Genomic DNA, 22,869 nt, shown 5'->3' with positions numbered 1-22,869 from the left:
CTTAGTTGTACGCCGTCGAAACGGTGAAGGCGCCGGTGTAGAGCCCCGCCGGGGTGGTCGTCGCCAGCGCGACCGTACCGCCGACGCGCACGTCCAGCGTTCCCGCGCCACCGGCGGTGCCGCTGAGCGTCTGCGCGCTGAGGGCGCCGGTGAGGTTGTTCGTGGTGGTTACGACCAGCGACTGCGCGCCATTCGCCAGCGTGAACGAGGCCGGGATCGTGACCGACAGGGCATGGCCGCCCTCGCCCGAGATGGTGAAGCGCGCGGCCTGCGGCGTGTCGCCCGAGGCCAGCGCCTGGATATCGCCGGTTACGGTGCGGGCGCCCGTCACCGCAACCGCAACCGCTCCTGCCGCCGAAACCGGGCGAACGACACTGCCGAACTGAAGATCGGCGTTCTTGGTGATCGTCAGCGGCTGAATGACCGTCAAGGAACCGGTGCCCGAAGCAGACGTCTGCGCCATTACTGCCGCAGGCATCAACGTCGCCGAAACGCAAATGAACAATCGTGCAAACATTTTCATTACCCCCGCCAAGGTCTACAGTGGAGGCACTGTCAGCCTGCACTCACAAATACTTATAGCTGGCAATTGGGAAACCTACGCTGATACGTATTTGTACGTTTCATCGTTACGGATAGGTACCAACTTATCGAATATGTCGCCCAGCCTTTGTCGCTCGGGACGCTGGAAAACTTCAAAGCTATTTTGATCTTGAGCAACGGATCACTTCAACGCTGCCGAACGTCTCACCCGGTCGCGCGACTTCTTTCCGGCGTCCCCAAAAGTTGGTTGCAAAAGGACACTGCGGTTGCAGCCGTTCGCGGGGTCCGTTGTTGCACCGCTCGATACGGCCGCACTGAAGGACGGTTTTCAGCGGGGGTCGCGCGCGGATGGGATGCTGGGCGCAGCGCGCTGGTTCTGGATCAGCTCTCGGATGCGATCGACAGCATCGGCTCTGTCGGCCAGCACAGCGGAGCCCGTGCCCAACTGGCCGAGCATGTTATTGGCGATCCGCCCGCCGTCCTAACGGTCGGCGAAGCAGCGCGTCGTTCAGCACCCGGCCCGCCGCGTTAGAACTCTTTCCCGACCACGACGCGCAGCGTTCCCGCGGTTTCCTGTCCGCCGCCGCGATAGCCGCTTTCCAAATCGACCGTCCAGTTGCGCGGCAGCGCCATCCGCGTGCCAAGGCTCAGCTGATACTGATCGCGCGACCAGCCGAAAGTGCTGATGCTGTAGAGTGCCTGGCCGGGAATGTCGGCATAATCGAGCCGCTGCGCAGCCGCATCCTGAAGCTCATGATTCCACTCGACTCGAAGCCGCGGGGTCATCGTAATCCCGCCATAGTGCCGTTCCATCTCGAGCCGCGCGCCGAGCGTGCCCGTCAGCGAGTGGACGTCGCGACTGTCGAACCGCAGATCCATGCGCCCGGCCCCGCTCTCCGTATAGCCGTTGAGATTGGCCCTGAAGAACTCCCCGCGCGCGTAGAGCGACCACCGCAGCGGCCCACCCTCCCGATCGATCCCAAGCGCCAGCGCGCCGAGGGTGAAGGTGCCGTCCCGGCTTCCGAGTGCGGTGGCGTTCGTCGTTCCCTCCAGCCGGCGCGTGGTGAAGCTCAGATCGCCAAGGCCCACCATGCCGTCGATGAAGGCGCCCTCCACGGGCATCAGGCTGGCATAGGCAGCGACCAATCGGCTCTCGCTGCGCACCCGTGCCTTGCTGCCGCCGATGCGGCTGACATCGTTACTGTAGCCGCCGCCGATGCCGACGAGGATGCCGTCCGCCAACTTGATGTCCGCGCCCGTGCTGAGGCCCGAGGTGGTCGCGGTGATCTTCGAACGATCGCTCGTCGCATCCTGGGTGCCGATATCGATGGCGCCGCCGGTCCACAGGGCCACGGAGCCCTTGCGGCGCGTGCCGTCACCACCGTCGCCATCGTCGTTCCCCTGGACGGTCGGGCGCCCGGCAGGCGCGGTGGCAGCCGGGGAGCCGGCCATCGCCATTCGCCGCGCGTCCCCATCAACCGCGTCGGGGGTGCCGCCGCCGCTCATCGCGGAAGGCCTGCGACGCGCGATGGCGCCCAGCGCGGGATCCTCACCCGACATGCGCATCCGCTCGGTGATCGTCGCGGCGTACGAATCGAAGGCAGGGTTGTCGCGCATCACCGGATGCTGATCCCGCGAAGCCAGGCTGACGCCCATCTGCGACTTGCTCGAGCCGCCACCGTTATGCAGCTGCTCGGTGCGGCGCATGAAGTTTGCCACCTGCGCGCGCCCGAAGCGACGCGCCGCTTCGGCCTGTGCGTCGCTGAGGCCACGCACATTGGGATCGAGCGTCGGGTCGGGACGCGCCGCAACCGTGACGGTAACCGTCGCCGGCGCCGACGTGCCGAAGGCGTTGCTCAAGGTATATTGGATGACGATCGTGCCGCCGAAACGCGCCGCCGGAACGATGTCGAGGCGATAGGCCTGGGTTGCGCCCGAACCGCTGGCAACCACCTGGGTGACCGCCGCGTCCGTCGGCGTCATGCCCACCACCGCCGCACCGGTGAACGGACCATTGAGCGCACCGGCAGTCAGGTCGACCGACACGCGCTGGCCGTCGCCGGTCTCCGCCGTCTTGGGCAGCGCCTGCGGCAGGGCGGCGACGACCTGGATGGTCACGGCGGCGGGCGCCGAGCGCCCGCCCGGTCCGACGGCGACGAAGCTGAAGCTGTCTGTACCGACATAGTTCACGTTCGGCGTGTAGACCGCCGTCACGGCTGTTACCGCGAGCGGGCGCACGCCGCCGCTCGGGGAAGCGTTGAGGTTCCGCAGCGTCAGCGTGCCGTGCGACGGTGGCGTCTGGATCTCGATGGTGGTGAAGTTGCCGTTGACCAGCTCGGACAAGTTGATTTCGGTGTTCATGCCGGGCTGCGCCGTGGTTGCGGCGGGCACCGTGCTGCTGCTCGGTTCCACGGCCGGCGGTGGCGGCGTCGCGACGGTGACGGTCACGGTAGCGGGCGCGGACGTGCCGCCCGGTCCGGTGGCCGTGTAGGTAAAGCTGTCCGCCCCGAACGAGTCTTTCGTCGGAATATAGGTGATCACGCTGCCCGAAACGGTGGCGGTGCCATGGGCCGGCGCACCGGCGACCGCGATGCTGGTGTAGACACCGGTCACGGACTCCGCGAGATCGATCGGCGTGCCGGGGCTGTTATAGCCCACCGCCACGCTCCGATTGGTCGCACTCGGCACCGCCGGCGCGGTCACGGTGATGCGCACGGTTCCCGGCGCCGAGGTGCCGCCCGGGCCTGTCGCCGTGTAGGTGAAACTGTCTGCCCCGGCATAGCCGGCCGTGGGCGTATAGGTGACCACGTCGCCCGCCACGCTCGTCGTGCCGTGCGCGGGCGCGGTGGCGATCGCGATGCCGGTGTGCATGCCCGTGATCGAGCTGCCGAGATCGATCGCGGTACCGGTGCTGCCATTCGGTACCTCGACGCCGCTGCGATCGGCGACCGTCGGCGCGGCCGGCGATGCGACGACGAGGCCCACCGTTGCGGGCGTCGAGGTGCCGCCGGGGCCGGTGGCCGTATAGGTGAAGCTGTCCGCCCCGGCATAGCCGGCAGCAGGCGTGTAGGTGACCACATCGCCCGCCACGCTCGCCGTGCCGTGCGCAGGCGCGGTCGCCACGCTGATGCTGGTATGCACGCCGGAGATCGATGTGGAGAGATCGATCGCGGTACCGGTGCTGGTATACGGGATCGCCACCCCGCTGCGATCGGCGACCGTCGGCGCGGCAGGCGATGCCACGACGAGGCCCACCGTTGCGGGCGTCGAGGTCCCGCCAGGGCCGGTGGCCGTATAGGTGAAGCTGTCCGCCCCGGCATAGCCGGCCGTGGGCGTATAGGTGACCACGTCGCCCGCCACGCTGGCCGTGCCGTGCGCAGGCGCGGTCGCCACGCTGATGCTGGCATGCACGCCGGAGATCGATGCGGAGAGGTCGATCGCGGTGCCGCCGCTGTTATACGGGATCGCCACGCCACTGCGGTTTGCGGCGGTGGGCGCTCCCGGCGCGCCGACGGTGATGCTCACCGTCGCCTGGGCCGACGTACCCCCCGCATTGGTTGCGGTATAGGTGAAGCTGTCGGCGCCGAAATAGCCGGCCGTCGGGGTGTAGTCGATCGCAAGGCCATTGACCGTGGCGGTGCCATGCGCCGGCGGCGTCGCCACCGCCACGCTGGCGGCGGTCTGCCCCGACAAGGCGAGCGCGATCGAATTGGCGGACGAATTATAGGCGACGGTAACGTTGACCGGCCCGGCCGTCGGCGCCGAGGGCGGGCTGACCGTGAAGGTGTAGCCACTACCGACCCGGAACGGTCCGGCGGGACCCGTGGTGCTATCCTGCGCGACAACCGCGAAGTTGAACGTTCCCGCAGAGGTCGGCGTGCCCGACAGGGTCCCGTCGGATCCAAGCGCCAAGCCTGGCGGGAGCGTGCCGCTGAACAGGGAATAGACATAGGGTGCGGTGCCGCCGCCGGCGACGAAGTGGCCGGTATAGGCCACGCCGGCCGCACCCGACAGGGTAGGCGCGGTGAGCGTGAAGAGCGGTATCCCGACATTCGTCGAATATGCCTGGCTGCCGCTATAAGGAGCACCGGCGCCGATCGATTGATCGGTGGCCGTGATGGTGAAATTGAACGTGTTGCTTTCCGTGGCGGTGCCCGACAGCACGCCGCTGGGCGACAAAGTCCAGCCCGGCGGCAGGGCACCTGCCGTCAGCGCGAAGGTGTAGGTGCCGTTGCCGCCCGAGGCGGTCAGCGCCTGGCTGAACGGCGTTCCCGCGCGCGCGCTCGGCAGCGTGGTCGGCGCGACCGTGACCGTCGCCGCAGCAACGGTCAGCGAATAGGCACGACTGCCGGTGAACGGCCCCGTCCCGCTCGAGCTATCCGTGGCGGTGACGGTGAAGGTAAAACTGCCGCCCGCACTGGGCGTGCCGGACAGCGTCCCGCTGCTGGAGAGGGTCAATCCCGCAGGCAAGGCCCCGGCGGTGATCACATAGGTATAGGGCGTGACCCCGCCGCTCGCCGTGATGTTCTGGTTGTACCCGACCCCAGCGGTCGCGCCGGGGAGCGAGGTGGGGGTCAAGGTGATGGTCGGCGCGCTGACGGTGATCGAATAGCTCTTGGACACCGAATAGGGACCGCCGCTACCGGCGGAGGCGCTGTCCGTCGCGGTGACGGTGAAGTTGAAGGTGCCGTCCTGGAATGGCGTGCCCGCAACCGTGCTCCCCGAAAGGATCAGTCCCGCAGGAAGGGTGCCCGCGGAGATGGCGTAGCTGTAGGGCGCGGTGCCGCCGCCCGCGGTGAAGCTTTGCGAATAGTTTGCCCCCACGGTGCCGGCCGGAAGCGCCCCGGCCGCAGGCGACAGCGTCAGAGTTGGCGAGGCGATGACGAGCGAAAGGGAACCCGTCGCCTGGGTGAAGCCCGATGGCACCGAACTGTCGGTCACGTTCGCGGTGAAGCTGAACGTGCCGCTCGCCGTCGGCGTGCCGGTGATCGTGCAATTGGTGTCGAGCTGGGTGCCGGCAGGAAGCGCGCCCGAGGCGAGCGTGGTGCTGCAGCTATAGGGCGCGGTGCCGCCGGTGGTGACGACCTGCACGCCGCTCAACGCCGTGCCGCGCGTGCCGCTGCCGGTCAGGCTGGCGGAAAGCGTGGGATTGCTCACCGGCACCGTCACCAATGCCGACCCCGAGGTGCCGCCGCTATTGCTGGCGGTGTAGGTGAAGCTGTCGTTCCCGCGATATCCGGCCGGTGCAGAATAGGTGACGAGGCCCGCATTGTTGATCGAAACGGTACCGCCATTGGCGGTGGTCGAGGATCCGACCGCGAAGCTGGTGGGGCTATTGGTAACCTGGCCTGCGAGGCTGAACGTCGCGCCCGTTGCACCATAAGCAACGGCTGGTGCGGTATAGGCCGATGCCGAGGGTGCCGCGACATAGGTGAATTGGTCGGCCGCGCTGGTCGCGCTCGTGCCGCCCGCGGTGGTCACCCGAACATCGACCGTGCCGGTGCCGGCCGGCGACGTCGCGGTGATCTGCGTGGTGCTGTTGACGGTATAGCCCGGGGCAGGCGCGGCCCCGAAGGACACGCTGGTCGCACCGCTCAGGTTCGTACCGGTGATCACGACGCTGGTGCCGCCCGCCGACGATCCGGACGTGGGCGCGATCGAGGTTACCGTCGGCGTGCCCACCACCACGGTGGAATCGGATGCGCTCGGGGTATTCGATGCGCCGCCGCCGGAAAGCTGGACGGAGGGACTGAGCGGACTCGACGCGTTACTGGCGAAAGCGGCGTTCAACGTGATCGTTGGCCCCGAGCCGGCGCTGAATCCGGTCGTGCGCGTGCACGAACCCGTTTGGCCCGACCCGCTGCAGCTCCAGCCCGAGCCCGAAGCGCTCGAATAGGTCATGCCGCTCGGCAGCGTGAAGGTGGCGGTCAGCGTCGCGCTGGTGGTGGCGCCGCCCGAGACGCTGGGCGTGATCGTGTACGCGAGCGAACCGCCCTGAACGGCATTGCCGCTGTGGTTCATTGTTACGCCGAGCGTCGTTCCCGTTGAACAGCTGATCGTGATCTGGACGCTTCTGGCGGTTCCGAAGGGCACGGGGGTGCTGCTGTTAGTCACGTTGTAGCTTGATAGTCCCAGCTGCAGATAATCGCCGCTGCTGGTCCCGTTGAAGGTGAACGACCCGCTCCCGCTCGATGCGGTAGAGTCTTGTAGCGAGTCCGACGCATAGGTGGCCCCGCTGCCGCCATCCCGAGTATAGACTATGAAGACATGGGCGGCCTGCGTGTTGCCCGACCAGGAATAGTTTACCGTCTCTCCATTGACGAGCGGCTGGGTAGTAAACTTTGAATTATCGGAATCGCCAGCCGCATTGACCGTGTAGGTACCGCTGAAGGTATTTATCTCATTGCAGGCAGCTGATGCCGCCATGGCTTGCGCAGGCGCAAAGAGAAAAAGGCCGCCCGCGACCGCTGCATGAAGTTGCCGCTGCATCCGCCAGGGAGGACGCGCGCTGCTACGCCGCACTCCAACTGCATCCGTACAAGGCTTCTCACTGAAAACAGCCTTAACAATCCGACCACAGGCGGACTGCGCCCTCCCCAAGCCCCAGATCATGTACAACGCCCCCAGCTGCCCCAGTGGACACCAAGCTACTTATAGACAACTCTATTTGCTCGCAACCGTATAAGATAAAGGGGTAAAACGAAGGTTACGATAATCGCGTCAAAGGCTTCCCGGTTTTACGATTTCGCCATTTATTTCGCGATGCAGCATAGGATATCGATTTCGGTACGCACGCGTACCGACAATTTCGTGATGCAGCACATCATTTTTTTCTTATCGTATAGGCCCGTTCGAAATCTGCTTGCGAATCGCTTTGATCGGGTATCTACAACGCATCAACTCCTATACCGAAATACTTCGATACGGTTCCGTTATAAGGCGAAGGAGGTAGGGCTTGTCCGATCCATTTATTGGCCAAATCATGCATGCCGGCTTTAATTTTGCACCGGCGGGCTGGGCTTCGTGTAACGGTCAAATCATCCCCATCAGCCAGAACAATGCGTTGTTCGCGTTGCTGGGCACCACCTTTGGCGGCAACGGCGTGAGCACCTTCGCATTGCCGAATGCCGCTGGCCGTTCTTTCCTGGGTCTCGGATTGAGCACGGCGAGCGGCCAGACATATGAATGGGGTGACGTCGGGGGCGCCGAAAACGAGACGCTGACGATCGCCAACATGCCGCAACATAACCACGCGGCCGTCTTTAACGGTGTTGCGGGGCAGACATCGGCCACCGGCTCGCTTCAGGCGTATACCGGTCAAACCACCGCGCAGGTGAACACGCCTGCCGAGGGCTCCTTCCTCGCGAATTGCGCCAATGCCGGCCCAAGCCAGGTGAAAATCTATGTGCCGGCGGGCACCACCGGCACGCCGGTGAACCTCGGCGGCGTCAACATCACGGGGGGCACCTTCACGCCGCAGGGGTCCGTTCAGGTCGGCGTCGCGGGAAACAATATCCCCTTCTCGACCATGAGTCCCTTCCTCGCCGTCCAGACCAACATCGCGTTGAGGGGGATCTATCCCACGCGCAATTGATCCGAGAGGTCCGCGTCCCCCCGGCCCAACGCCTGGACGTGGACCAAACCTCGCCCCCCGCGGTCAGGCAAAGACGGCCTCGTAAAAGCGGCGGTCGGAGGGTCGCAGCTGTGTCAGCAGGACGGCGTGCGGGCCGCCCTTGCCGCAATCGAGATCATAGGTACCGTCGACCAAGAAAACGTGCAGCGGCGACTCGAAGAACAGCGAAAATGGTTCGCGAACATCGAAGCCGCGCATCGGACTGCGCCGATCAACACGCTCCAGCGTAATTTCCACGGGCTCGGGGAGCGTTGCTACCCGGACCTTCCGGCCGATCCAGGGCTCGAAGTCTTCGGGTGTAAGCAGATGCATCTTTCCATCCCCTCCACATCGCGCGCATTGTTGTCCGCGAGACACCCTGCCGTGAAATATGTACTGTGGGAAGCGCAAGAATATCAGAATGTCATGGCGAAGATCTGCCGGTGACCGCTGCATCCCCGCGCCTTCGACCTTTTCCTCCGCGTCGTCGGGCTGCGATCGATACCGGCGCGCTGCAACGCGTCGGAATTGCGCTCCGCCCCGCCTCGTTGGACGACCTTCCCGAACTGGCTGCCTGGTACGCGCAACTCCGCATGCCCGAACTGTTGTTTCACCCTTGGTCCCAGGCGGAGAAGCAGGCCTTTGTCGACGAGCAGTTCCGGCTGCAGCACCATCATTTCGTTCGCCGATGCCCGCGCGCGGATTTCTGGATCCTGCTCCGGGACGAGGTGCCGATCGGCCGCCTGTATCTCGATCGGAGCACCTCAGAATGGCGCATCGTCGACATCCTGCTCGCGACCGGTTGGCGGGCCCAGGGACTGGGCTCGCGGCTGATCGCCTGGGTCCAGCAAAGCGCCGCCGCCGCCGGCGCGCGCGCCGTGGCGCTGACGGTCGCCGTCGATAACCGTCGCGCGCACGCGCTCTATGCACGTCTCGGCTTCAGCGACACGGATGCAGGCGACGGCCTCCACCAGCCCATGCGGTGGTGCGCGACCTCAGGCCCTGCCGCGTAGTTGGGCGTCGAGCCACGGGCTCATTTCCGCGTCGATCACCAGATGGACGCGCGCGTCGGCGCCGGCATTGTCAACGCGGTGCGGATCGCTCAGCCGAAGATACCAGACTTCGCCGGGCGCCATCACCACGGGGTCGCGATTGACCTCGAACCGCACCTGAGAATTGGTAAGGATCGGTATGTGCAGCCGCGCCAGCCCATCCTCCGCGCAGAGCCCGAGATCGCGATGCTCGCGAATGCACGATCCGGGGCCCAGCCGCATCAGCCGTACGGAGCGTAGCGTGCAGTCGAAGTGGCTGAGCACCTCGCGCAGATAGGGCGCACGCTGCAAGGCCGGCCTGTCGACGAAGTCGCGCGCGTCCGGCATCGCGGCGATCTGCAGGATGGGATGTTCGGCGCCGAGGGGCGCGCGGAGCGGCATCACGCCCCAATCTCCGCTGTAGTTTTGCGGCACGAAATGCGGCGTCCATGTGCCGGCTGCGAGCGTCGCGAGATCGGCGCGGAGCCGCACCGGATCGAACACCAGCGGCAAGCGTACGCGATCGGGATAGACGTAGCGCATTCCGGTTTCCACGCGACGATACCCTCCCGAGCATGGACTGCGCTGCTTGCAAAAGCGCCGGCGCGTGCGATCATGCAATGGGGGAGAAGAATGCGCAACGCATTGCACGCCTTTCAAACGGCAGTGATGTCGGCTCCCGAACTGCAACGGCAGCTCGGGACGTGCGAGCGCCACGAACGCTTTTCCGCGCAGGCGATGGCGGCAGCCGGTCGGCTGGGACTGACGCTGGCCCCGGATGCCTTGGCGCCCCGTGCCCGCGCCCGCGCCGCGTCGGTCGTGCCGACCCCCGCCTGGCCCCCGCTCGAATGGTTGCCGGTACGGATCGTCGATTCCGATGACGGGCCCTTGGTCGACTGGGCCTATTTTGGCGACGACCCGCTGAAGGACAGCTTCTTCGAAGATTCGATGCAGCGCGCGCTGGCGCGGCCGTTCAATCGTGTTTTCCGCCACGTCACCAAGCTCGACGACTTCATCGACAATGCGCCGGACGACGGGGCCGCCGCCCCGTTGCGCGGGCTGGTCTATCACATGTCACGCTGCGGCTCGACGCTGGTCGCGCAGATGCTGGGCGCACTCCCTGCAACATTGTCCTTGTCCGAACCCGGCCCCTTCGACGCGGCGGTGCGTCTTGCCATGGCCGGGGCTGGCCTCCGGGGCGATCGCGGCACCGCACTGCTTCGCGCAATGGCATCGGCGCTGGGCCGCGCGCGGCATGGCGAACGGCAATGTTTCATCAAACTGGATAGCTGGCACATCCTGGCATTCCCGCTGATCCATGCCGCCCTGCCGCACGTGCCATGGGTGTATCTGTTTCGGGACCCGGTAGAGGTGCTGGTCTCGCAGATGCGGATGCGCGGATATCAAACCGTGCCTTCGCTCGTGCCGGGCGGGTTGTACGGCATCGATGACGATCTGCCTGGCCCAGAGGATCTGTGCGCCCGCATCTTCGCGAAGCATCACGAGGCAGCGATTCAGGCGCTTGCCAGGTGGCATGGCCTGGTGATCGACTATGCTGACTTGCCGGAGGCTTTTGTCGATAGGATAGCCCCGCATTTCAGGCTTTCGCTGACATGTGCCGAGAGGGCGGCGGTGGAACGCGCCGGTCGCTGGGACGCGAAGGCGCCAGCCGACCTATTCGTCCCGGATAGCGCGCAAAAGCAGCACCGCGCGAGCCGGGCCGTGCTGGAAGCCGTTCGGCGCAATCTTCGCGACCTGCATGCCGAGCTGGGCCGAAGACTCATACGCCCGCAGCCACACCCGCATTGAGGCACGCCGGACCATGGCGACGCGGCAGAAGCACGTCCGCCCCATGGCGGGACCCCGTTGCGCCGCCGCTGGAGCGACCGGCGCGGGCCGACCAGCGACGCCCCCTGGGGGCGCCGCGCCGGCTCAGTCCTTGAACGGCTTGAGCGTCTCGATCGTGCCGTCGGGGCGGAAGGTCAGTTCGGTGATCTTGGCCGAGCGGAGATGGTTCTTATTCGTGAGCTGCGTGTCATGGTACGCCAGATACCATTTGCCCTGGAATTCGAAGACCGAACCATGGCTCGTCCAGCCCTGGACCGGCTCCAGGACGCGGCCGGTATATTTGAACGGGCCGTAGGGGCTGCTGCCAATGGCGTAGTTGAGGAAGTGCGTGTCGCCCGTCGAGTACATGTAATAGTATTTACCACCGCGCTTGAACGTCCACGCGGCCTCGAAGAAGCGGCGATCATGGTCGCCCCCGAGGACCTGCTTGCCCTTCTCGTCCAAGATGACCGCGTCGCGGAGCGGTTCGGCCAGATGCTTCATGTCGGGCGTGAGGCGCGCCACCTTGCCGGACAGGGCGGGCTGATCGTCCTTCTTCAAATCGGTATCGCCGGCATTGGGATCGTATTTGCCGGTGGCCCAGCGCTGCAGCTGCCCGCCCCAGATACCGCCGACATACAGATAGCTCTGGCCGTCGTCGTCAGTGAACACGGCAGGGTCGATCGAATAGGCCCCTGCGATGGGTTCGGGTTCCGCCTTGAAGGGGCCGACCGGCGAAGCCGAGGTGGCGACGCCGATCCGGAACACGCCCTGCTTATCCTTGGCCGGGAAATACAGGTAATAGGTGCCGTTCTTGAACGCCGCGTCCGGCGCCCAGGCCTTTTCCTTGGCCCAGGGAATCTGCTTCAGGTCGAGCGCGACGGGGTTTACCGTCACCGGCCCGCCCGGCCGGTCCATGCTCAGCACCTGATAGTCGTGCATCGCATATTGGCTGCCGAGATCGTCGTCGGGGATACCCGCGTCGACATCATGGCTGGGATAGACGTAGATCTTGCCGTTGAAGACGTGCGCGGAGGGATCGGCGAAGTACAGGTCCTTCACCAGCGGCTGGGCCAGATACTGCTTGCCGTCCGGGCTGCGTGCTTCGGCAGACGCATTTGCCGGGGCCGCGGCATTCGCGGCGGCATCATTCTGCGCGGAATTGCCAGACGAACAGCCGGCAAGCAGCGCGATAGCAGCCGCAGCCGTCGGAAGTTTCAGCGAAAGACGCAACAGCCTATCCTCTCGTCATTTTGCGGAGCGGCTATTGCCGCTTCCCGATAGCGCTACCATCGACCCGACGCTCCCGGCAAGAGGCTGCGATTCCAACCGCGACCGCGCCTCCGGGCGATCGCTTAAGAACAACAAAAAACCCCGCCAAGCCATGGGCTTAGCGGGGTCTTTGATGGTGGGCGCGGCAAGGATTGAACTTGCGACCCCTGCGATGTCAACACAGTGCTCTACCACTGAGCTACGCGCCCGAAACTCGGGAAGCGCGCCTTTAGCGGGGGTCCGCCCCCCGTGCAAGCGCGAATTTCAATTTTGTCCCACATTCTCCGATTCGAACATCCGATCGACCTCGAGCACCAGATCACGCAGGTGGAACGGCTTGGAGAGAACGCGGGCCTGCGGCACCTGCTTGCCGGCGCGCAACGTCACCGCCGCGAACCCGGTGATGAACATCACCCGCATCTCGGGCGCAATCTCCGCGGCGCGCTGCGCAAGCTCGATCCCATCCATCTCCGGCATCACGATGTCGGTGAGCAGCAGGTCGAATCGCTCGGACTCGAGCAGGGGCACCGCCGCCGTGCCGCGATCGACCGCGCTGACCGCATAGCCCGAGCGTTCGAGCGCGCGGGTGAGATATTCGCGCATCACGCGATCGTCTTCGGCCAGCAGAATCCGGATCATCTTCACCCCATCGGTACCAACCGCCCGCCCTTTATGGGCCAACCCCTTAAGATTTTCCAGCCAGGGCAGTTCCCATCCGTTGCCCGCCCGATCCTGCGGGCCTAGTCTCTCCGGGTGACTAGCGCCGCCAGCTTCGATCGCTACGGGCCGGTACCCCCGGAAAGCCCCGTGGTGCTCTCCGTGCCCCATGGCGGGCGCGACTATCCGGAGTCGCTGCTCGCCGCGCTGCGGGTGCCGCCTGCCGCGCTGCGCGCCCTTGAGGATCGCCATATCGACCTTCTGGCGATCGACGCGCGTCGGGAAGAGACGCTGTTCGTCGCCACGCGCGCCCGTGCCTGGATTGATCTCAACCGCGCCGAGCATGATCGCGATCCCCAGATCGACGAGGGCGCGCATCTTCTCGGCCGCCCATTGTCCACCAAGGTACGCAGCGGGCTGGGGCTGGTGCCGCGCCGGGTCGGCACGCTGGGCCAGCTCTGGCAGGGCCGCTTCGCCGCAGAGGACATCGCCGCGCGAATCCAGGCGGATCACCGCCCCTACCACCTGGCGCTTGGCGAGGCGCTGGCTGCGGCACGGGCACGATTCGGCATCGCGCTGCTGGTCGACATCCATTCGATGCCGCCCCTGGGCTCGCCGGAAACCACGCCGCGGCTGGTGATCGGCGATCGCTTCGGCCGCGCCGCCGCCGGCCGGTTCGGCACGCGCGCGGCGGCCGTGGCGCGGCAGCACGGTATCGCGACCGCTGCGAACACGCCCTATGCCGGCGGCCATATCCTGGAGCGTCACGGCGATCCGCGTCGCGGCATTCACGCACTGCAGCTGGAATTCGATCGGTCGCTCTATCTGGACGCCGCATTCGACGGCCTCGCGCCGGCAGCACCGGCCGTCACGGCGCTGCTGCGCGCCATCGTCGATGCACTGGCCGAGGAAGCGCTGCCCGGCGCCTTGGCCGCCGAGTGAACCGCACATAAAAAACCACCTCGCGGTTACCCACGAGGTGGCCAAGGTTCAGGGAGGAGACACGCCCGAAGGCGCGTCGCACGGCATCGCGAAAGGGGGGACACGAGCCGTACCTTAGAGATATAGAGACGGGGCAACCGAGTTCAAGGCAACTCGTCGCAGAAGTTTTTCGGTTGAACGGCGGTGCGGTTTTTTGGGAGCCGGCGGGCGCGATCGGGATGCGCCAGATCCTTACCGTCCATCAAGCCCCGCCCCCATCGGGGACGGGGTTGGGGCGGGACGGCGCATCATCGAAACCATGCTTCTGGCTCGGAATCCCGCCATCCCCAAGCCCCTCCCAGGAGGAGGGGCGCAAGGCAGTATGGGGCAAGGGCGAGCCTTGCCCCGGCGAGGATCAGCCGACCAGCTGCACCTCGGGCTGCCAACCCGCGCGCATCTGGCGGGCGAACAGCTCGCGCATCTGCGCCAGCGAGAACAGGTGGGCGTAGATCAGCGGCAGCATGCCGTTCTGCACGATCTTGCGGAGCTGGTCGCCGCGCATCTCGTTCAGCTTGTTCTCGTCGACCATCATGAAGCCGCGATAGATGAACGGCTGCTCGGCGCCGTCCGGCTGGATCGAGACTTCGCCGTCGATCAGCAGGTTCAAGTCCTTGAGCTCGCGCATGAACTGGCTGGTGCGGGCACCGGCCGTCTCGAACTGCTCGTTGAACTGCAGGATATTCTTGGTGATCTCGCTCGGCTCGGTGCCGTTGAACAGCGGCTCGCCTTCGTCGAACTTGCCGACCACGTCCGAAGTCGGATCGAAGCAAAGCGACAGCTCGTCGGTGTCCGGGCGCAGGCGCGCCAGCAGGAACGGATAGCGACGGATATAGGCGGGCACGTAGAAATTCTGGTCGACCAGCTTGCCTTCGGTGTCGAAGAAGGTGTTCACGCCTTCGTTCAGGCCCATCAGCGCCAGCGGCACGGGGTCCTCGCCCACCGAGAAGACGATCGGCATGAAGCGCTGCACCAGCGGAAATTCCTCGACGGTGACGGGCACCGCGTGCTGGCCGGCAAGAAACGGCGCGCGGTCGGTCGAACGCGTGCGGAAATCGGCATGGACCTGGCTCGAAAGCGGCTCGAGCTGATTGTAGAACAAGGGAAGCGACTGCGGCGCGCTGGCCATGAGGATCTCCTGAGAACTTTTTTCGTCGAAAGGCGTTTCAACCGGCCCGCGGTCTATTTGCTGACGATGGTCGGCGCAAGCGCGACCAGCTTTCCCGGATTGAGAATCAGCTTGGGATCGAGCGCGGTCTTGATCGCGCGCAGGGCAGCCATTCGCGCCGGCGGCGACAGACGCGCGAGCTCGTCGCGCTTCATCTGACCGATACCGTGTTCGGCCGAGATCGATCCGCCCGCGGCCACCACCATGTCGTGCACCAGCCGCGTGATCCGCGGCGCCTCCTCGGCATACCAGCGGTCGCGATCAACGCCCCTGGGTGCGCGCACATGGAAATGGACATTGCCGTCGCCGAGATGGCCATAGGCGATCGTGTGCGTGCCGGGGAAGCGCGCCTCGGCCTCCGCCCCGCCTTCCACCATGAAGCGTGGCATATCCTCCACCGGCACGGAGATGTCGTGCTGCACGGCGGGGCCGCTCGCGCGCTCCGCCTCGGAAATGGAATGCCGGATCCGCCAGAACTGTTCCGCCTGCGCCTCACTGGCGGCGATGACGGCATCCTGCGCCAGGCCGCTCTCAAAGGCTTCCGCCAGCATGCGTTCGAGCACCACTGCCGGTGCCTCGGCGGCCGGATCGCCGGTTACGGCCTCGATCAGCACGTGCCAGCGATGCGCACCGGCAAGCGGCAGGCGTGTGCCCGGCACATGCTCCAGCACCAGCGCGACGGTATCGTCGGGCATGATCTCGAAACTCTCGATCATGTCGGTCGCGGCCTGCAACCGTCGCAGCAACGCGAGCGCCTGCGCCGGACTCTCCACCCCCACCCACGCCACCGCCCGCGCGGCCGCCGCCGGCACCAGCCGCAGCGTGGCGGCCGTGACGATGCCGAGAGTCCCCTCGGCGCCGATCAGCAGCTGGTTGAGATCGTAGCCGCGATTGTCCTTTTTCAGCGCCGACAGCCCGTCATGCACCGATCCATCGGGCAACACCGCCTCGACGCCCGCCACCAGCGCGCGCATCGTTCCGAACCGCAGCACCTGCACGCCGCCGGCATTGGTGGAAACCAGCCCGCCGATCGTGGCGCTGCCCCGCGCGCCCAGATCGAGCGGAAAGCGCCGCCCCGCAGCCTCGGCCGCGTCACGGAACGTCCCGAGAATCACGCCCGCCTCGGCAACGGCCAGATTCGCCTCCGGGTCCATGCGGCGGATACGGTGCAGGCGACGGGTGGAGAAAAGCAGCGCCGATCCGTCCGCCGGCGGAATCGCGCCCCCCACCATGCCGGTATTGCCGCCCTGCGGGACGAGCGCCACGCCAAGGTCGTTGGCCAGCGCCACCAGCGCGCTGACCTCTTCGGTGGACCCGGGCGACAGGATCGCAGGCGCCGCGCCGTGATAGCGGCGGCGCCAGTCCGTGAGCCAGGGCTCGATGTCCTGCGGATCGGTCGTGACCGCCTTGGGGCCGAAGCGTTCGGCGGCGAAGGCAGTGATGCGTTGCTGCGCGGGTGTCATGATGGTTGCGCACTAGCATGGCGTGCGGCAGTTCATCCAGCGTTCAAGCCGATGCACCTATTGTCCGATCCCACCATGTTGAAACTGCCGATCGCCGCTGCCGGCCTTGCGCTGTTGCTCGCCGCTCCCGCGGCGCGCCCGGCCATGGCCGTCGACGCTGCCATCGCGCCGTCTTTCCAGCAGCATGTTTCGATTCACGTGCCGCGCATGACGGTGACGACCACGACGATCGTCGTCCGCGAATCCCCCTCCGTCGTCGAACGTCGCGCCAAAAGCTGCGTGGACGTGGGCCGGATCCAGGGCTTCACCGTCAACGCGGCCGACAGCGTGGACCTGATCCTCGAGGACGGATCGCTGCTCCGCGCCAAGCTGGGCGCCGAATGCCCGGCGCTGGGTTTCTATTCGGGTGCCTATCTGAAGCCGACAAAGGACAGCAAGTTCTGCGCGGGTCGCGATGCCTTGCGCTCCCGATCGGGCAGAACATGCCCTATTCAGGCCTTCAAGAACCTCGTTCGCGCACGCTGAGCTTGACTTTTGCGGTTGAATCCGCAAGCGCGATGCCTTCTGCTGAGGCGCAGTGAACGCGCCCTATTTTCCGGACAATTGCATGAGCTTTGCCGATCTCGGCCTTTCTGACGAACTTCTCCGCGCGGTGACCGACGCCGGCTATACCGAGCCGACTCCAATCCAGCGCCAGGCGATCCCGTCGGTGCTGATGGGCAAGGACCTCATCGGTATCGCCCAGACGGGCACCGGCAAGACCGCGGCCTTTGTGCTGCCGATGATCGACGTGCTCGGCGAAGGGCGCACCCGCGCGCTGATGCCGCGTTCGCTGATCCTCGAGCCGACGCGCGAGCTTGCGGCGCAGGTCGCGGAGAATTTCGAGAAATACGGCCTCAACCACAAGCTCTCCATGGCCCTGCTCATCGGCGGCGTGCAGATGGGCGATCAGGTCAAGGCGCTGGAAAAGGGCGTCGACGTCCTTATCGCCACGCCGGGCCGGCTGATGGACCTGTATGGCCGCGGCAAGATCCTGCTCACCGGCTGCAGCCTGTTGGTGATCGACGAGGCGGACCGGATGCTCGACATGGGGTTCATCCCCGATATCGAGGAAATCTGCACCAAGCTACCCAAGGTGCGCCAGACATTGCTGTTCTCGGCGACGATGCCGCCCCCCATCAAGAAGCTGGCGGACCGCTTTCTCACCGACCCCAAGACGATCGAAGTGGCGCGCCCCGCCACCGCCAACGTCAACATCGCCCAGCGAATCGTTCAGGTGCCGAACACCGCGCACGTGAAGCGCCAGGTGCTGCGCGACCTGCTGCGTCAGGACGAGGTCGCCACCGCGATCATCTTCTGCAACCGCAAGACGACCGTCCGCGATCTGAACAAGAGCCTGAAGAAGCACGGCTTCCGCTCGGCGGAGATTCACGGCGACATGGACCAGTCGGCCCGCATCGCCGAGCTGGACCGGTTCAAGAACGGCGACGTCAACATCCTCGTCGCATCGGACGTCGCGGCGCGCGGCATCGACGTGAAGGGCATCAGCCACGTCTTCAACTTCGACGCCCCCTGGCATCCGGACGATTATGTCCACCGTATCGGCCGCACCGGCCGCGGCGGCGCCACCGGCATCGCCTACACGCTGGTGACGCCCGAGGATGCCGAGAACATCACCGAGATCGAGAAGCTGACCGGCCACAAGATCGAACGCGTGCCGAGCCCGGTGGCATCGGACGATGCGCAGACCGCCGCCCCGACGCGGGAGCGCGGCAGGAAGCGTGATGCCAAGAAGGCGGAGCCGCGCCGCGACGAGGTCGCTGCGGATGCACCGGCCAAGCCGAAGTCGCGCCGCGCCGCGCCGGCCCGCGAGGAACAGGCCGCCGCCCCTGCGCCGCGCGAGGAGAGCCACGCACGTCCCGCACGCGCGGAGCGCCCGGCGCGCGAGGAGCGCCCGATCCGCGACGAACGGCCCGCCCGCGACGAACGGCCCGCCCGCGACGATCGCCGCCGCCGCCGCGACCAGGATGACGGCCCGGACGAGGGTTGGAACGGCCCGATCCCGGACTTCCTCAACTATACGATCGACGCCTGATCGCGCGGCGCGGAAACGCGCCGCAACTTGTTCTATCCATACGGTACCGCGCGGCCGGCCGTTCGTTCGGCTGGCCACCGGTTGATCGCGCGCCGAGCCCATGCCCTGTCAGCGCCTGCGCGGCGCACCCAGTTCGATCCGCCACCAGTCCGGCGGCGCCCCGAGGCGGGGCGGCATGGTGCCCGATCCCACTCCGGCCGTCACCACGATCCGGCATCCGCCATCGGCGATCCCGCCACAGCGGAGGCGCAGGTCGTACAGCCGCCGCCACTGCTCGTGCGGCAAGCGGCGGAACATTGGGCCCCAACCCGGCACTACGACCTGACCGCGATGCGGTTCGCCCGCGAGCAGCAGCGGTAGTTCGCCGGGCCACTCCGGACCAGATCCGGCGCGTGCGTCAGGACGACGGGAATGCCGCCCAGATGTCGCCACCAAGCCACCGTTTGCGCCGCATCGTCATGGCCGGAATAGGCATCATCGACGCCAGGCAAGGCGATCGCCCCCCGACGAAGCGCGGCGTGGGAGCGCACGACGATACCGGCGCGGCGTAGCGCTGTCCGGATCGCGTCGGGCGCCGTCCCGTGATCGTGATTCCCCGGCACCGCGACGCCCCCCAGCGGCACGCGCACTCCTGCCAGCGGCGAGGATCCGCCAACGACGAGTCCGTGCGCGCACGGCACCGTCGCGACGGGCCATCAAGCCGGCTCGGCCGCCTTTTGCTGCGCAGCGACCAGCGCGTCGTCCATGGCCCAAGCGCGCTGATATGCCTCGCGGCCCTGCACGCGTTCGATATAGGCCAGGAAGGAATCGCGCTTCGGCAGCATGCCGAACATCATCGTCCAGCCGATCTGCGAGCCCAGATACACGTCTGCGGCAGTGAAGCGCTCGCCGGTGGCATAGGCGCGAGACGAGAGCAGCTGGTCGAGCACCTCGACGACGAGGTCGTAATTGCCATAGCCGAACATGCGCGACTGCTCGCCCGAGTCGAACTTGGCGTAATTGTTGGTCGCCGCCTGTTCCACCGGCCCGGCCGCATAGAACAGCCAGCGATAATAATCCGCCCGCTCCGCCGGCAGCGGCGCAAGGCCCGCATTCGGGAAGGCTTCCGCCAGATAGGCGCAGATCGCCGCGCATTCGGTAACGACCTTGCCGTCATGGACGATCGCCGGCACCTTCCCCATGGGATTGATCGCGCGATACGCCTCGCCCTTCATCGTCGAGGCATAGTCCATCACCTCGACGCTGTAGGTGGCACCCACTTCCTCAAGCATCCAGCGTGCGATCCGCCCGCGCGATTGCGGATTGGTGTAGAGAATCAGCTGGTCCGTCATGGCCCCGTACCCCTGTTGCTCCCGACTCGGATGGCCGGGAACAAGAGGGGAACACGAAACCGCGGGCCGGTCAATCGGTCAGAGGCTGGCGAAGGTCTTGAGCAATCGATCCCATGCGCGATCCGCTTGGACGGCGTTGTAGACGCGGCTGTCGGGCGGGCACCAGCCATGCATGGTGCCGGCATAGACCTCGATCTCGGCGGGCAGCGCCGCAGCCGTGAAGGCGGTGCGCAATGCCTCCTTGTCGCCGGGCGCACGCGCGTCGTCATTTTCGGCGATGGCGAGCAGATAGCGCCCCTGCATCTCCGGCACGAGCTTGTGCGGACTGTCCGGTGCCTCGCTCACCAGCGGCGCGCCGTGGAAGCTGCCCCCGGCCTTTACCCGGCCGGGCAGCGCGGCGGCGGTACGGAACACGAAGGGCCCGCCCATGCAATAGCCGGTGCTGCCCAGGCCGCGCTTGGTATCCACCTCCGGCTGGGCATCCAGAAACGCGGCGAAGCTCCTGGCGTCGGCGGTGATCGCGGCGGGCGTGAGCGGATCGCGCCACGGCATGATCATCGCGCGTACCTCGGGCTGGTCGAACGACTGGCCGGCTTTCAGGAACGGCGCCTTGGTCGAGCGGTAGAACTGGTTGACCGTCAGCACCGCATAGCCCGATTGCGCCAGCCGATCGGCCATCTGCCGAAAGGCGGGGCGCAGGCCCATGATGTCCGGCCACACCAGCACGGCCGGGTGCCGGCCGCTCGCGGGTGCGACGAAATAGGCATCGGCGGTGCCGTCGGCCGTCTTGATCGTGACGTCCCGGCCCTTCACCGCCGCGGCATTGGCCGGGCTCGGCAGGATCGCCATCACGCCGGTCGCAGCGGCGGCGGCGGTGAAGCCGCGGCGGGTCATTCCGCCCAGCACACGCGCATTGTCGGCTGCGGTCTGTTCGTCACACATGGCGATCCTCCTCCTTGGGGTCCCCGCCCCGCACGAAGCCTATCGCACCGGATCACGCGAGCAAAGCTGTCCCAACAAGCAGAACGGGCTCCGGCGCAGGGTGCGCCGGAGCCCGTTCGTCTACGCCCGGGAAGGCGATCTCAATGCTTGAACAGGCTCTCCGCCGTATGCTCGATCGGCGCATCCTGCGCTTCGGGCACATGGCTGGCGGCATAGCGCTCGGCGCGCAGCTGCTCGATCAGTGCCTCGCGGTCGCCTTCCAGGCGCGTGTCGGTCGGCGCTTCGATACCGGCCGCCTTGGCGGCCTTGGCGACCAGCGCATCCAGTTCGCGCTGCGAGCACAGGCCCAGCGTCACCGGGTCCTTCGGCACGATGTTGCCGATGTTCCAGTGGGTGCGGTCGCGGATCGCGGCGATGGTGGTGCGGGTGGTGCCGATCAGCTTGCCGATCGCGCCGTCCGAAACCTCGGGGTGGTGGCGCAGGATCCAGGCGATGCCGTCCGGCTTGTCCTGGCGCTTGGAGACCGGCGTGTAGCGAGGCCCCTTGGTGCGGCGGACCTGCTCCGGACCCTTCTGCATCTTGAGGACGTAATTGGGGTTCGCCTGCCCCTTCTCGATCTCGTCCATCGTCAGTTCGTGCGCGCGCACCGGGTCGCGGCCGGTGAGCTTGGTCGCGGCGGTATCGTCAGCGATCGCCTGCACTTCGAGGATGTGGAGACCGCAGAACTCGGCGATCTGCTCGAACGACAGCGACGTGTTGTCGACCAGCCAGGAAGCGGTCGCGTGCGGCATCAGCGGCTGGGCCACGGTGGATCTCCGGAACTTGAAACAATAAGGGCCGCCCATCACGGGCGGCCACACATGGTCTTGATGTAGGGTAGCTTGCCCGCTGGGGCAAGCGTTTCCGCGTTTCAGGCGGCGACCTTCTCGCAGCCGATCGGCACCAGCGCGCTAAGAAACTGTCGGGCGCTCGCTTCCCAGGTGAAGCTGCGGCCATAGGTGGCGCAGGCGCCGCGGTCCAGGGTGAGCGCCTTGTCGATGGCGACGCCCAGATCCTCGTCCATCACGCCGGTTTCCGGCGTCAGCACATCTACCGGCCCGGTTACCGGATAGGCCGCGACCGGCGTGCCGCAGGCCAGTGCCTCGATCATCACCAGGCCGAACGTGTCCGTCCTGCTGGGGAAAACGAACACGTCCGCCCCGGCATAGGCGGCGGCAAGATCGGTCCCGAACTGCGCGCCGAGGAACACGGCATCGGGATATTTCGCCTCCAGCATCGCCCGCGCCGGCCCGTCGCCCACGACGACCTTGGTGCCGGGCCGGTCGACGCTGAGAAACGCCTCGAGATTCTTCTCGACCGCCACCCTGCCGACATACAGCATCACCGGGCCGGGCAAGTCCGCCACGCCCGGATGCGGCGCGATGCCGGGATGGAAATTGGCGAGGTCGACACCCCGCCCCCAGTGGCGCACCTGGGGCAGGCCGTGATCGACCAGCGACTGGCGGATCGATGCCGTCGAAGCGAGGATCGTCGCGCTGGGCGTGTGGAACCAGCGGATATAGCGCCAGATCCATTCGGCCGGCACGCCCGACCGCGCCGAGACATAATCGGGGAACTGGGTGTGGTAGGCGGTGGTGAACGGACGCTTTTGCCGCAAGCACCAGCGCCGCGCGGCAACGCATAGCGGCCCTTCGGTCGCCAAGTGGATCGCGTTGGGGGCGAACGCCTCCAGCATCGCACCCACGGCGGCGACGCTGGTGATCGCCAGCCGGATCTCCGGATAGGTCGGGCACGGCAGCGAATAGAATTTGTCCGGCGAGACCACCAGTACCTGATGGCCCTGGCTCTCCAACACCCGCCGCACCGATTGGAGCGTGCGGACGACGCCGTTGACCTGGGGCTCCCAGGCATCGGTCACGATTGCGATACGCACGGCCTGGTCCCCCGCCG

General features: G+C 66.6%; 21 protein-coding genes and 1 tRNA gene. 7 read left to right on the top strand and 15 right to left on the bottom strand.

Translation table 11 applies throughout. The features are described 5' to 3' along the window. Position 1: 1 nt before the first annotated feature. Complete coding sequence (locus A7X12_RS11130; RefSeq protein WP_232318465.1) at positions 2–430, bottom strand: DUF4402 domain-containing protein; 429 nt, start codon at positions 428–430, stop codon at positions 2–4. Between A7X12_RS11130 and A7X12_RS26235 the strand changes: the two genes are divergently transcribed. Further along, complete coding sequence (locus A7X12_RS26235) at positions 420–710, top strand: hypothetical protein (RefSeq protein ID WP_232318464.1); 291 nt, start codon at positions 420–422, stop codon at positions 708–710. The two genes, A7X12_RS11130 and A7X12_RS26235, sit on opposite strands and share 11 nt — an antisense overlap. Before the next feature lie 361 nt (positions 711–1,071). Here the strand turns inward: A7X12_RS26235 and A7X12_RS11125 are convergent, their stop codons facing one another. Continuing rightward, positions 1,072–6,969, bottom strand: coding sequence for an Ig-like domain-containing protein (locus A7X12_RS11125; protein WP_198161996.1), 5,898 nt, complete (start codon positions 6,967–6,969; stop codon positions 1,072–1,074). Between the two features lie 529 nt (positions 6,970–7,498). On the opposite strand from A7X12_RS11125, the gene A7X12_RS11115 reads away from it, so the two are divergent. Further along, a complete protein-coding gene (locus tag A7X12_RS11115) occupies positions 7,499–8,137 on the top strand; it encodes a phage tail protein (RefSeq protein WP_064311681.1) in 639 nt (212 codons plus the stop codon). 63 nt (positions 8,138–8,200) lie between these two features. Here A7X12_RS11115 and A7X12_RS11110 read toward each other — a convergent pair whose 3' ends face one another. Beyond that, positions 8,201–8,488, bottom strand: coding sequence for a DUF6916 family protein (locus A7X12_RS11110; protein ID WP_064311680.1), 288 nt, complete (start codon positions 8,486–8,488; stop codon positions 8,201–8,203). Between the two features lie 110 nt (positions 8,489–8,598). Here A7X12_RS11110 and A7X12_RS11105 point away from each other — a divergent pair, with 110 nt between their 5' ends. After that, positions 8,599–9,168, top strand: a complete 570-nt coding sequence (locus A7X12_RS11105; RefSeq protein ID WP_232318463.1) for a GNAT family N-acetyltransferase — start codon at positions 8,599–8,601, stop codon at positions 9,166–9,168. On the opposite strand, the gene A7X12_RS11100 is transcribed toward A7X12_RS11105, so the two are convergent. Further along, positions 9,151–9,729: an aspartyl/asparaginyl beta-hydroxylase domain-containing protein gene (locus tag A7X12_RS11100; protein ID WP_064311679.1), complete on the bottom strand. Its 579-nt coding sequence runs from the start codon at positions 9,727–9,729 to the stop codon at positions 9,151–9,153. The genes A7X12_RS11105 and A7X12_RS11100 overlap by 18 nt on opposite strands. Before the next feature lie 90 nt (positions 9,730–9,819). On the opposite strand from A7X12_RS11100, the gene A7X12_RS11095 reads away from it, so the two are divergent. Further along, a complete protein-coding gene (locus A7X12_RS11095) occupies positions 9,820–10,995 on the top strand; it encodes a hypothetical protein (RefSeq protein WP_232318462.1) in 1,176 nt (391 codons plus the stop codon). A gap of 123 nt (positions 10,996–11,118) precedes the next feature. Here the strand turns inward: A7X12_RS11095 and A7X12_RS11090 are convergent, their stop codons facing one another. From A7X12_RS11090 to cpdR, 3 genes are all read right to left on the bottom strand, one after another. Further along, positions 11,119–12,246: a glycoside hydrolase family 43 protein gene (locus A7X12_RS11090; protein WP_064311677.1), complete on the bottom strand. Its 1,128-nt coding sequence runs from the start codon at positions 12,244–12,246 to the stop codon at positions 11,119–11,121. A 173-nt stretch (positions 12,247–12,419) separates the two neighbouring features. Then, positions 12,420–12,494 (bottom strand) — tRNA-Val (locus A7X12_RS11085). Between the two features lie 55 nt (positions 12,495–12,549). After that, positions 12,550–12,924 carry a cell cycle two-component system response regulator CpdR gene (cpdR, locus tag A7X12_RS11080; protein ID WP_064311731.1) on the bottom strand — a complete coding sequence of 125 codons (375 nt, stop codon included), beginning with the start codon at positions 12,922–12,924 and terminating at the stop codon, positions 12,550–12,552. Positions 12,925–13,038: 114 nt separating this feature from the next. Between cpdR and A7X12_RS11075 the strand changes: the two genes are divergently transcribed. After that, positions 13,039–13,884, top strand: a complete 846-nt coding sequence (locus A7X12_RS11075) for an N-formylglutamate amidohydrolase (protein WP_064311676.1) — start codon at positions 13,039–13,041, stop codon at positions 13,882–13,884. Between the two features lie 394 nt (positions 13,885–14,278). On the opposite strand, the gene A7X12_RS11070 is transcribed toward A7X12_RS11075, so the two are convergent. Then, complete coding sequence (locus tag A7X12_RS11070; RefSeq protein ID WP_064311675.1) at positions 14,279–15,049, bottom strand: SapC family protein; 771 nt, start codon at positions 15,047–15,049, stop codon at positions 14,279–14,281. Positions 15,050–15,102: 53 nt separating this feature from the next. After that, positions 15,103–16,551 carry an FAD-binding oxidoreductase gene (locus A7X12_RS11065; RefSeq protein ID WP_064311674.1) on the bottom strand — a complete coding sequence of 483 codons (1,449 nt, stop codon included), beginning with the start codon at positions 16,549–16,551 and terminating at the stop codon, positions 15,103–15,105. A 75-nt stretch (positions 16,552–16,626) separates the two neighbouring features. Here A7X12_RS11065 and A7X12_RS11060 point away from each other — a divergent pair, with 75 nt between their 5' ends. Further along, a complete protein-coding gene (locus A7X12_RS11060; RefSeq protein WP_064311673.1) occupies positions 16,627–17,076 on the top strand; it encodes a hypothetical protein in 450 nt (149 codons plus the stop codon). An 82-nt stretch (positions 17,077–17,158) separates the two neighbouring features. Continuing rightward, a complete protein-coding gene (locus tag A7X12_RS11055; protein ID WP_064311730.1) occupies positions 17,159–18,646 on the top strand; it encodes a DEAD/DEAH box helicase in 1,488 nt (495 codons plus the stop codon). 108 nt (positions 18,647–18,754) lie between these two features. Here A7X12_RS11055 and A7X12_RS11050 read toward each other — a convergent pair whose 3' ends face one another. The 6 genes from A7X12_RS11050 to A7X12_RS11025 form a co-directional block, all read right to left on the bottom strand. Beyond that, positions 18,755–18,961: a hypothetical protein gene (locus A7X12_RS11050; RefSeq protein WP_157105572.1), complete on the bottom strand. Its 207-nt coding sequence runs from the start codon at positions 18,959–18,961 to the stop codon at positions 18,755–18,757. After that, positions 18,961–19,269, bottom strand: a complete 309-nt coding sequence (locus tag A7X12_RS11045; protein WP_157105571.1) for a hypothetical protein — start codon at positions 19,267–19,269, stop codon at positions 18,961–18,963. The genes A7X12_RS11050 and A7X12_RS11045 overlap by 1 nt, the downstream gene beginning before the upstream one ends. 72 nt (positions 19,270–19,341) lie before the next feature. Continuing rightward, on the bottom strand, positions 19,342–19,977 hold the full coding sequence (locus A7X12_RS11040) for a glutathione S-transferase family protein (RefSeq protein WP_064311670.1): 636 nt from the start codon (positions 19,975–19,977) through the stop codon (positions 19,342–19,344). A 78-nt stretch (positions 19,978–20,055) separates the two neighbouring features. Further along, on the bottom strand, positions 20,056–20,919 hold the full coding sequence (locus A7X12_RS11035) for a dienelactone hydrolase family protein (protein ID WP_064311669.1): 864 nt from the start codon (positions 20,917–20,919) through the stop codon (positions 20,056–20,058). Positions 20,920–21,059: 140 nt separating this feature from the next. Then, a complete protein-coding gene (locus A7X12_RS11030; RefSeq protein ID WP_064311729.1) occupies positions 21,060–21,710 on the bottom strand; it encodes a DUF1013 domain-containing protein in 651 nt (216 codons plus the stop codon). Between the two features lie 119 nt (positions 21,711–21,829). Continuing rightward, complete coding sequence (locus A7X12_RS11025) at positions 21,830–22,852, bottom strand: glycosyltransferase family 4 protein (protein WP_064311728.1); 1,023 nt, start codon at positions 22,850–22,852, stop codon at positions 21,830–21,832. Positions 22,853–22,869: the final 17 nt, after the last annotated feature.

Origin of the sequence: Sphingomonas sp. TDK1, from assembly GCF_001650735.1 — a bacterium.
GTDB lineage: Bacteria > Pseudomonadota > Alphaproteobacteria > Sphingomonadales > Sphingomonadaceae > Sphingomonas.
Note: the sequence above shows the minus strand (reverse complement) of the source record. Positions and strands in the feature narration are given on the sequence as shown.

Bases quoted from the DNA above. Each gene is read 5' to 3' on its own strand.
- A7X12_RS26235 (WP_232318464.1), top strand. From the start codon at position 420: ATGACCGTCAAGGAACCGGTGCCCGAAGCAGACGTCTGCGCCATTACT.
- A7X12_RS11125 (WP_198161996.1), bottom strand. From the start codon at position 6,969: ATGGCGGCATCAGCTGCCTGCAATGAGATAAATACCTTCAGCGGTACC.
- A7X12_RS11110 (WP_064311680.1), bottom strand. From the start codon at position 8,488: ATGCATCTGCTTACACCCGAAGACTTCGAGCCCTGGATCGGCCGGAAG.
- A7X12_RS11100 (WP_064311679.1), bottom strand. From the start codon at position 9,729: ATGCGCTACGTCTATCCCGATCGCGTACGCTTGCCGCTGGTGTTCGAT.
- A7X12_RS11095 (WP_232318462.1), top strand. From the start codon at position 9,820: ATGCGCAACGCATTGCACGCCTTTCAAACGGCAGTGATGTCGGCTCCC.
- cpdR (WP_064311731.1), bottom strand. From the start codon at position 12,924: ATGATCCGGATTCTGCTGGCCGAAGACGATCGCGTGATGCGCGAATAT.
- A7X12_RS11070 (WP_064311675.1), bottom strand. From the start codon at position 15,049: ATGGCCAGCGCGCCGCAGTCGCTTCCCTTGTTCTACAATCAGCTCGAG.
- A7X12_RS11065 (WP_064311674.1), bottom strand. From the start codon at position 16,551: ATGACACCCGCGCAGCAACGCATCACTGCCTTCGCCGCCGAACGCTTC.
- A7X12_RS11060 (WP_064311673.1), top strand. From the start codon at position 16,627: ATGTTGAAACTGCCGATCGCCGCTGCCGGCCTTGCGCTGTTGCTCGCC.
- A7X12_RS11055 (WP_064311730.1), top strand. From the start codon at position 17,159: ATGAGCTTTGCCGATCTCGGCCTTTCTGACGAACTTCTCCGCGCGGTG.
- A7X12_RS11040 (WP_064311670.1), bottom strand. From the start codon at position 19,977: ATGACGGACCAGCTGATTCTCTACACCAATCCGCAATCGCGCGGGCGG.
- A7X12_RS11035 (WP_064311669.1), bottom strand. From the start codon at position 20,919: ATGTGTGACGAACAGACCGCAGCCGACAATGCGCGTGTGCTGGGCGGA.
- A7X12_RS11030 (WP_064311729.1), bottom strand. From the start codon at position 21,710: ATGCCGCACGCGACCGCTTCCTGGCTGGTCGACAACACGTCGCTGTCG.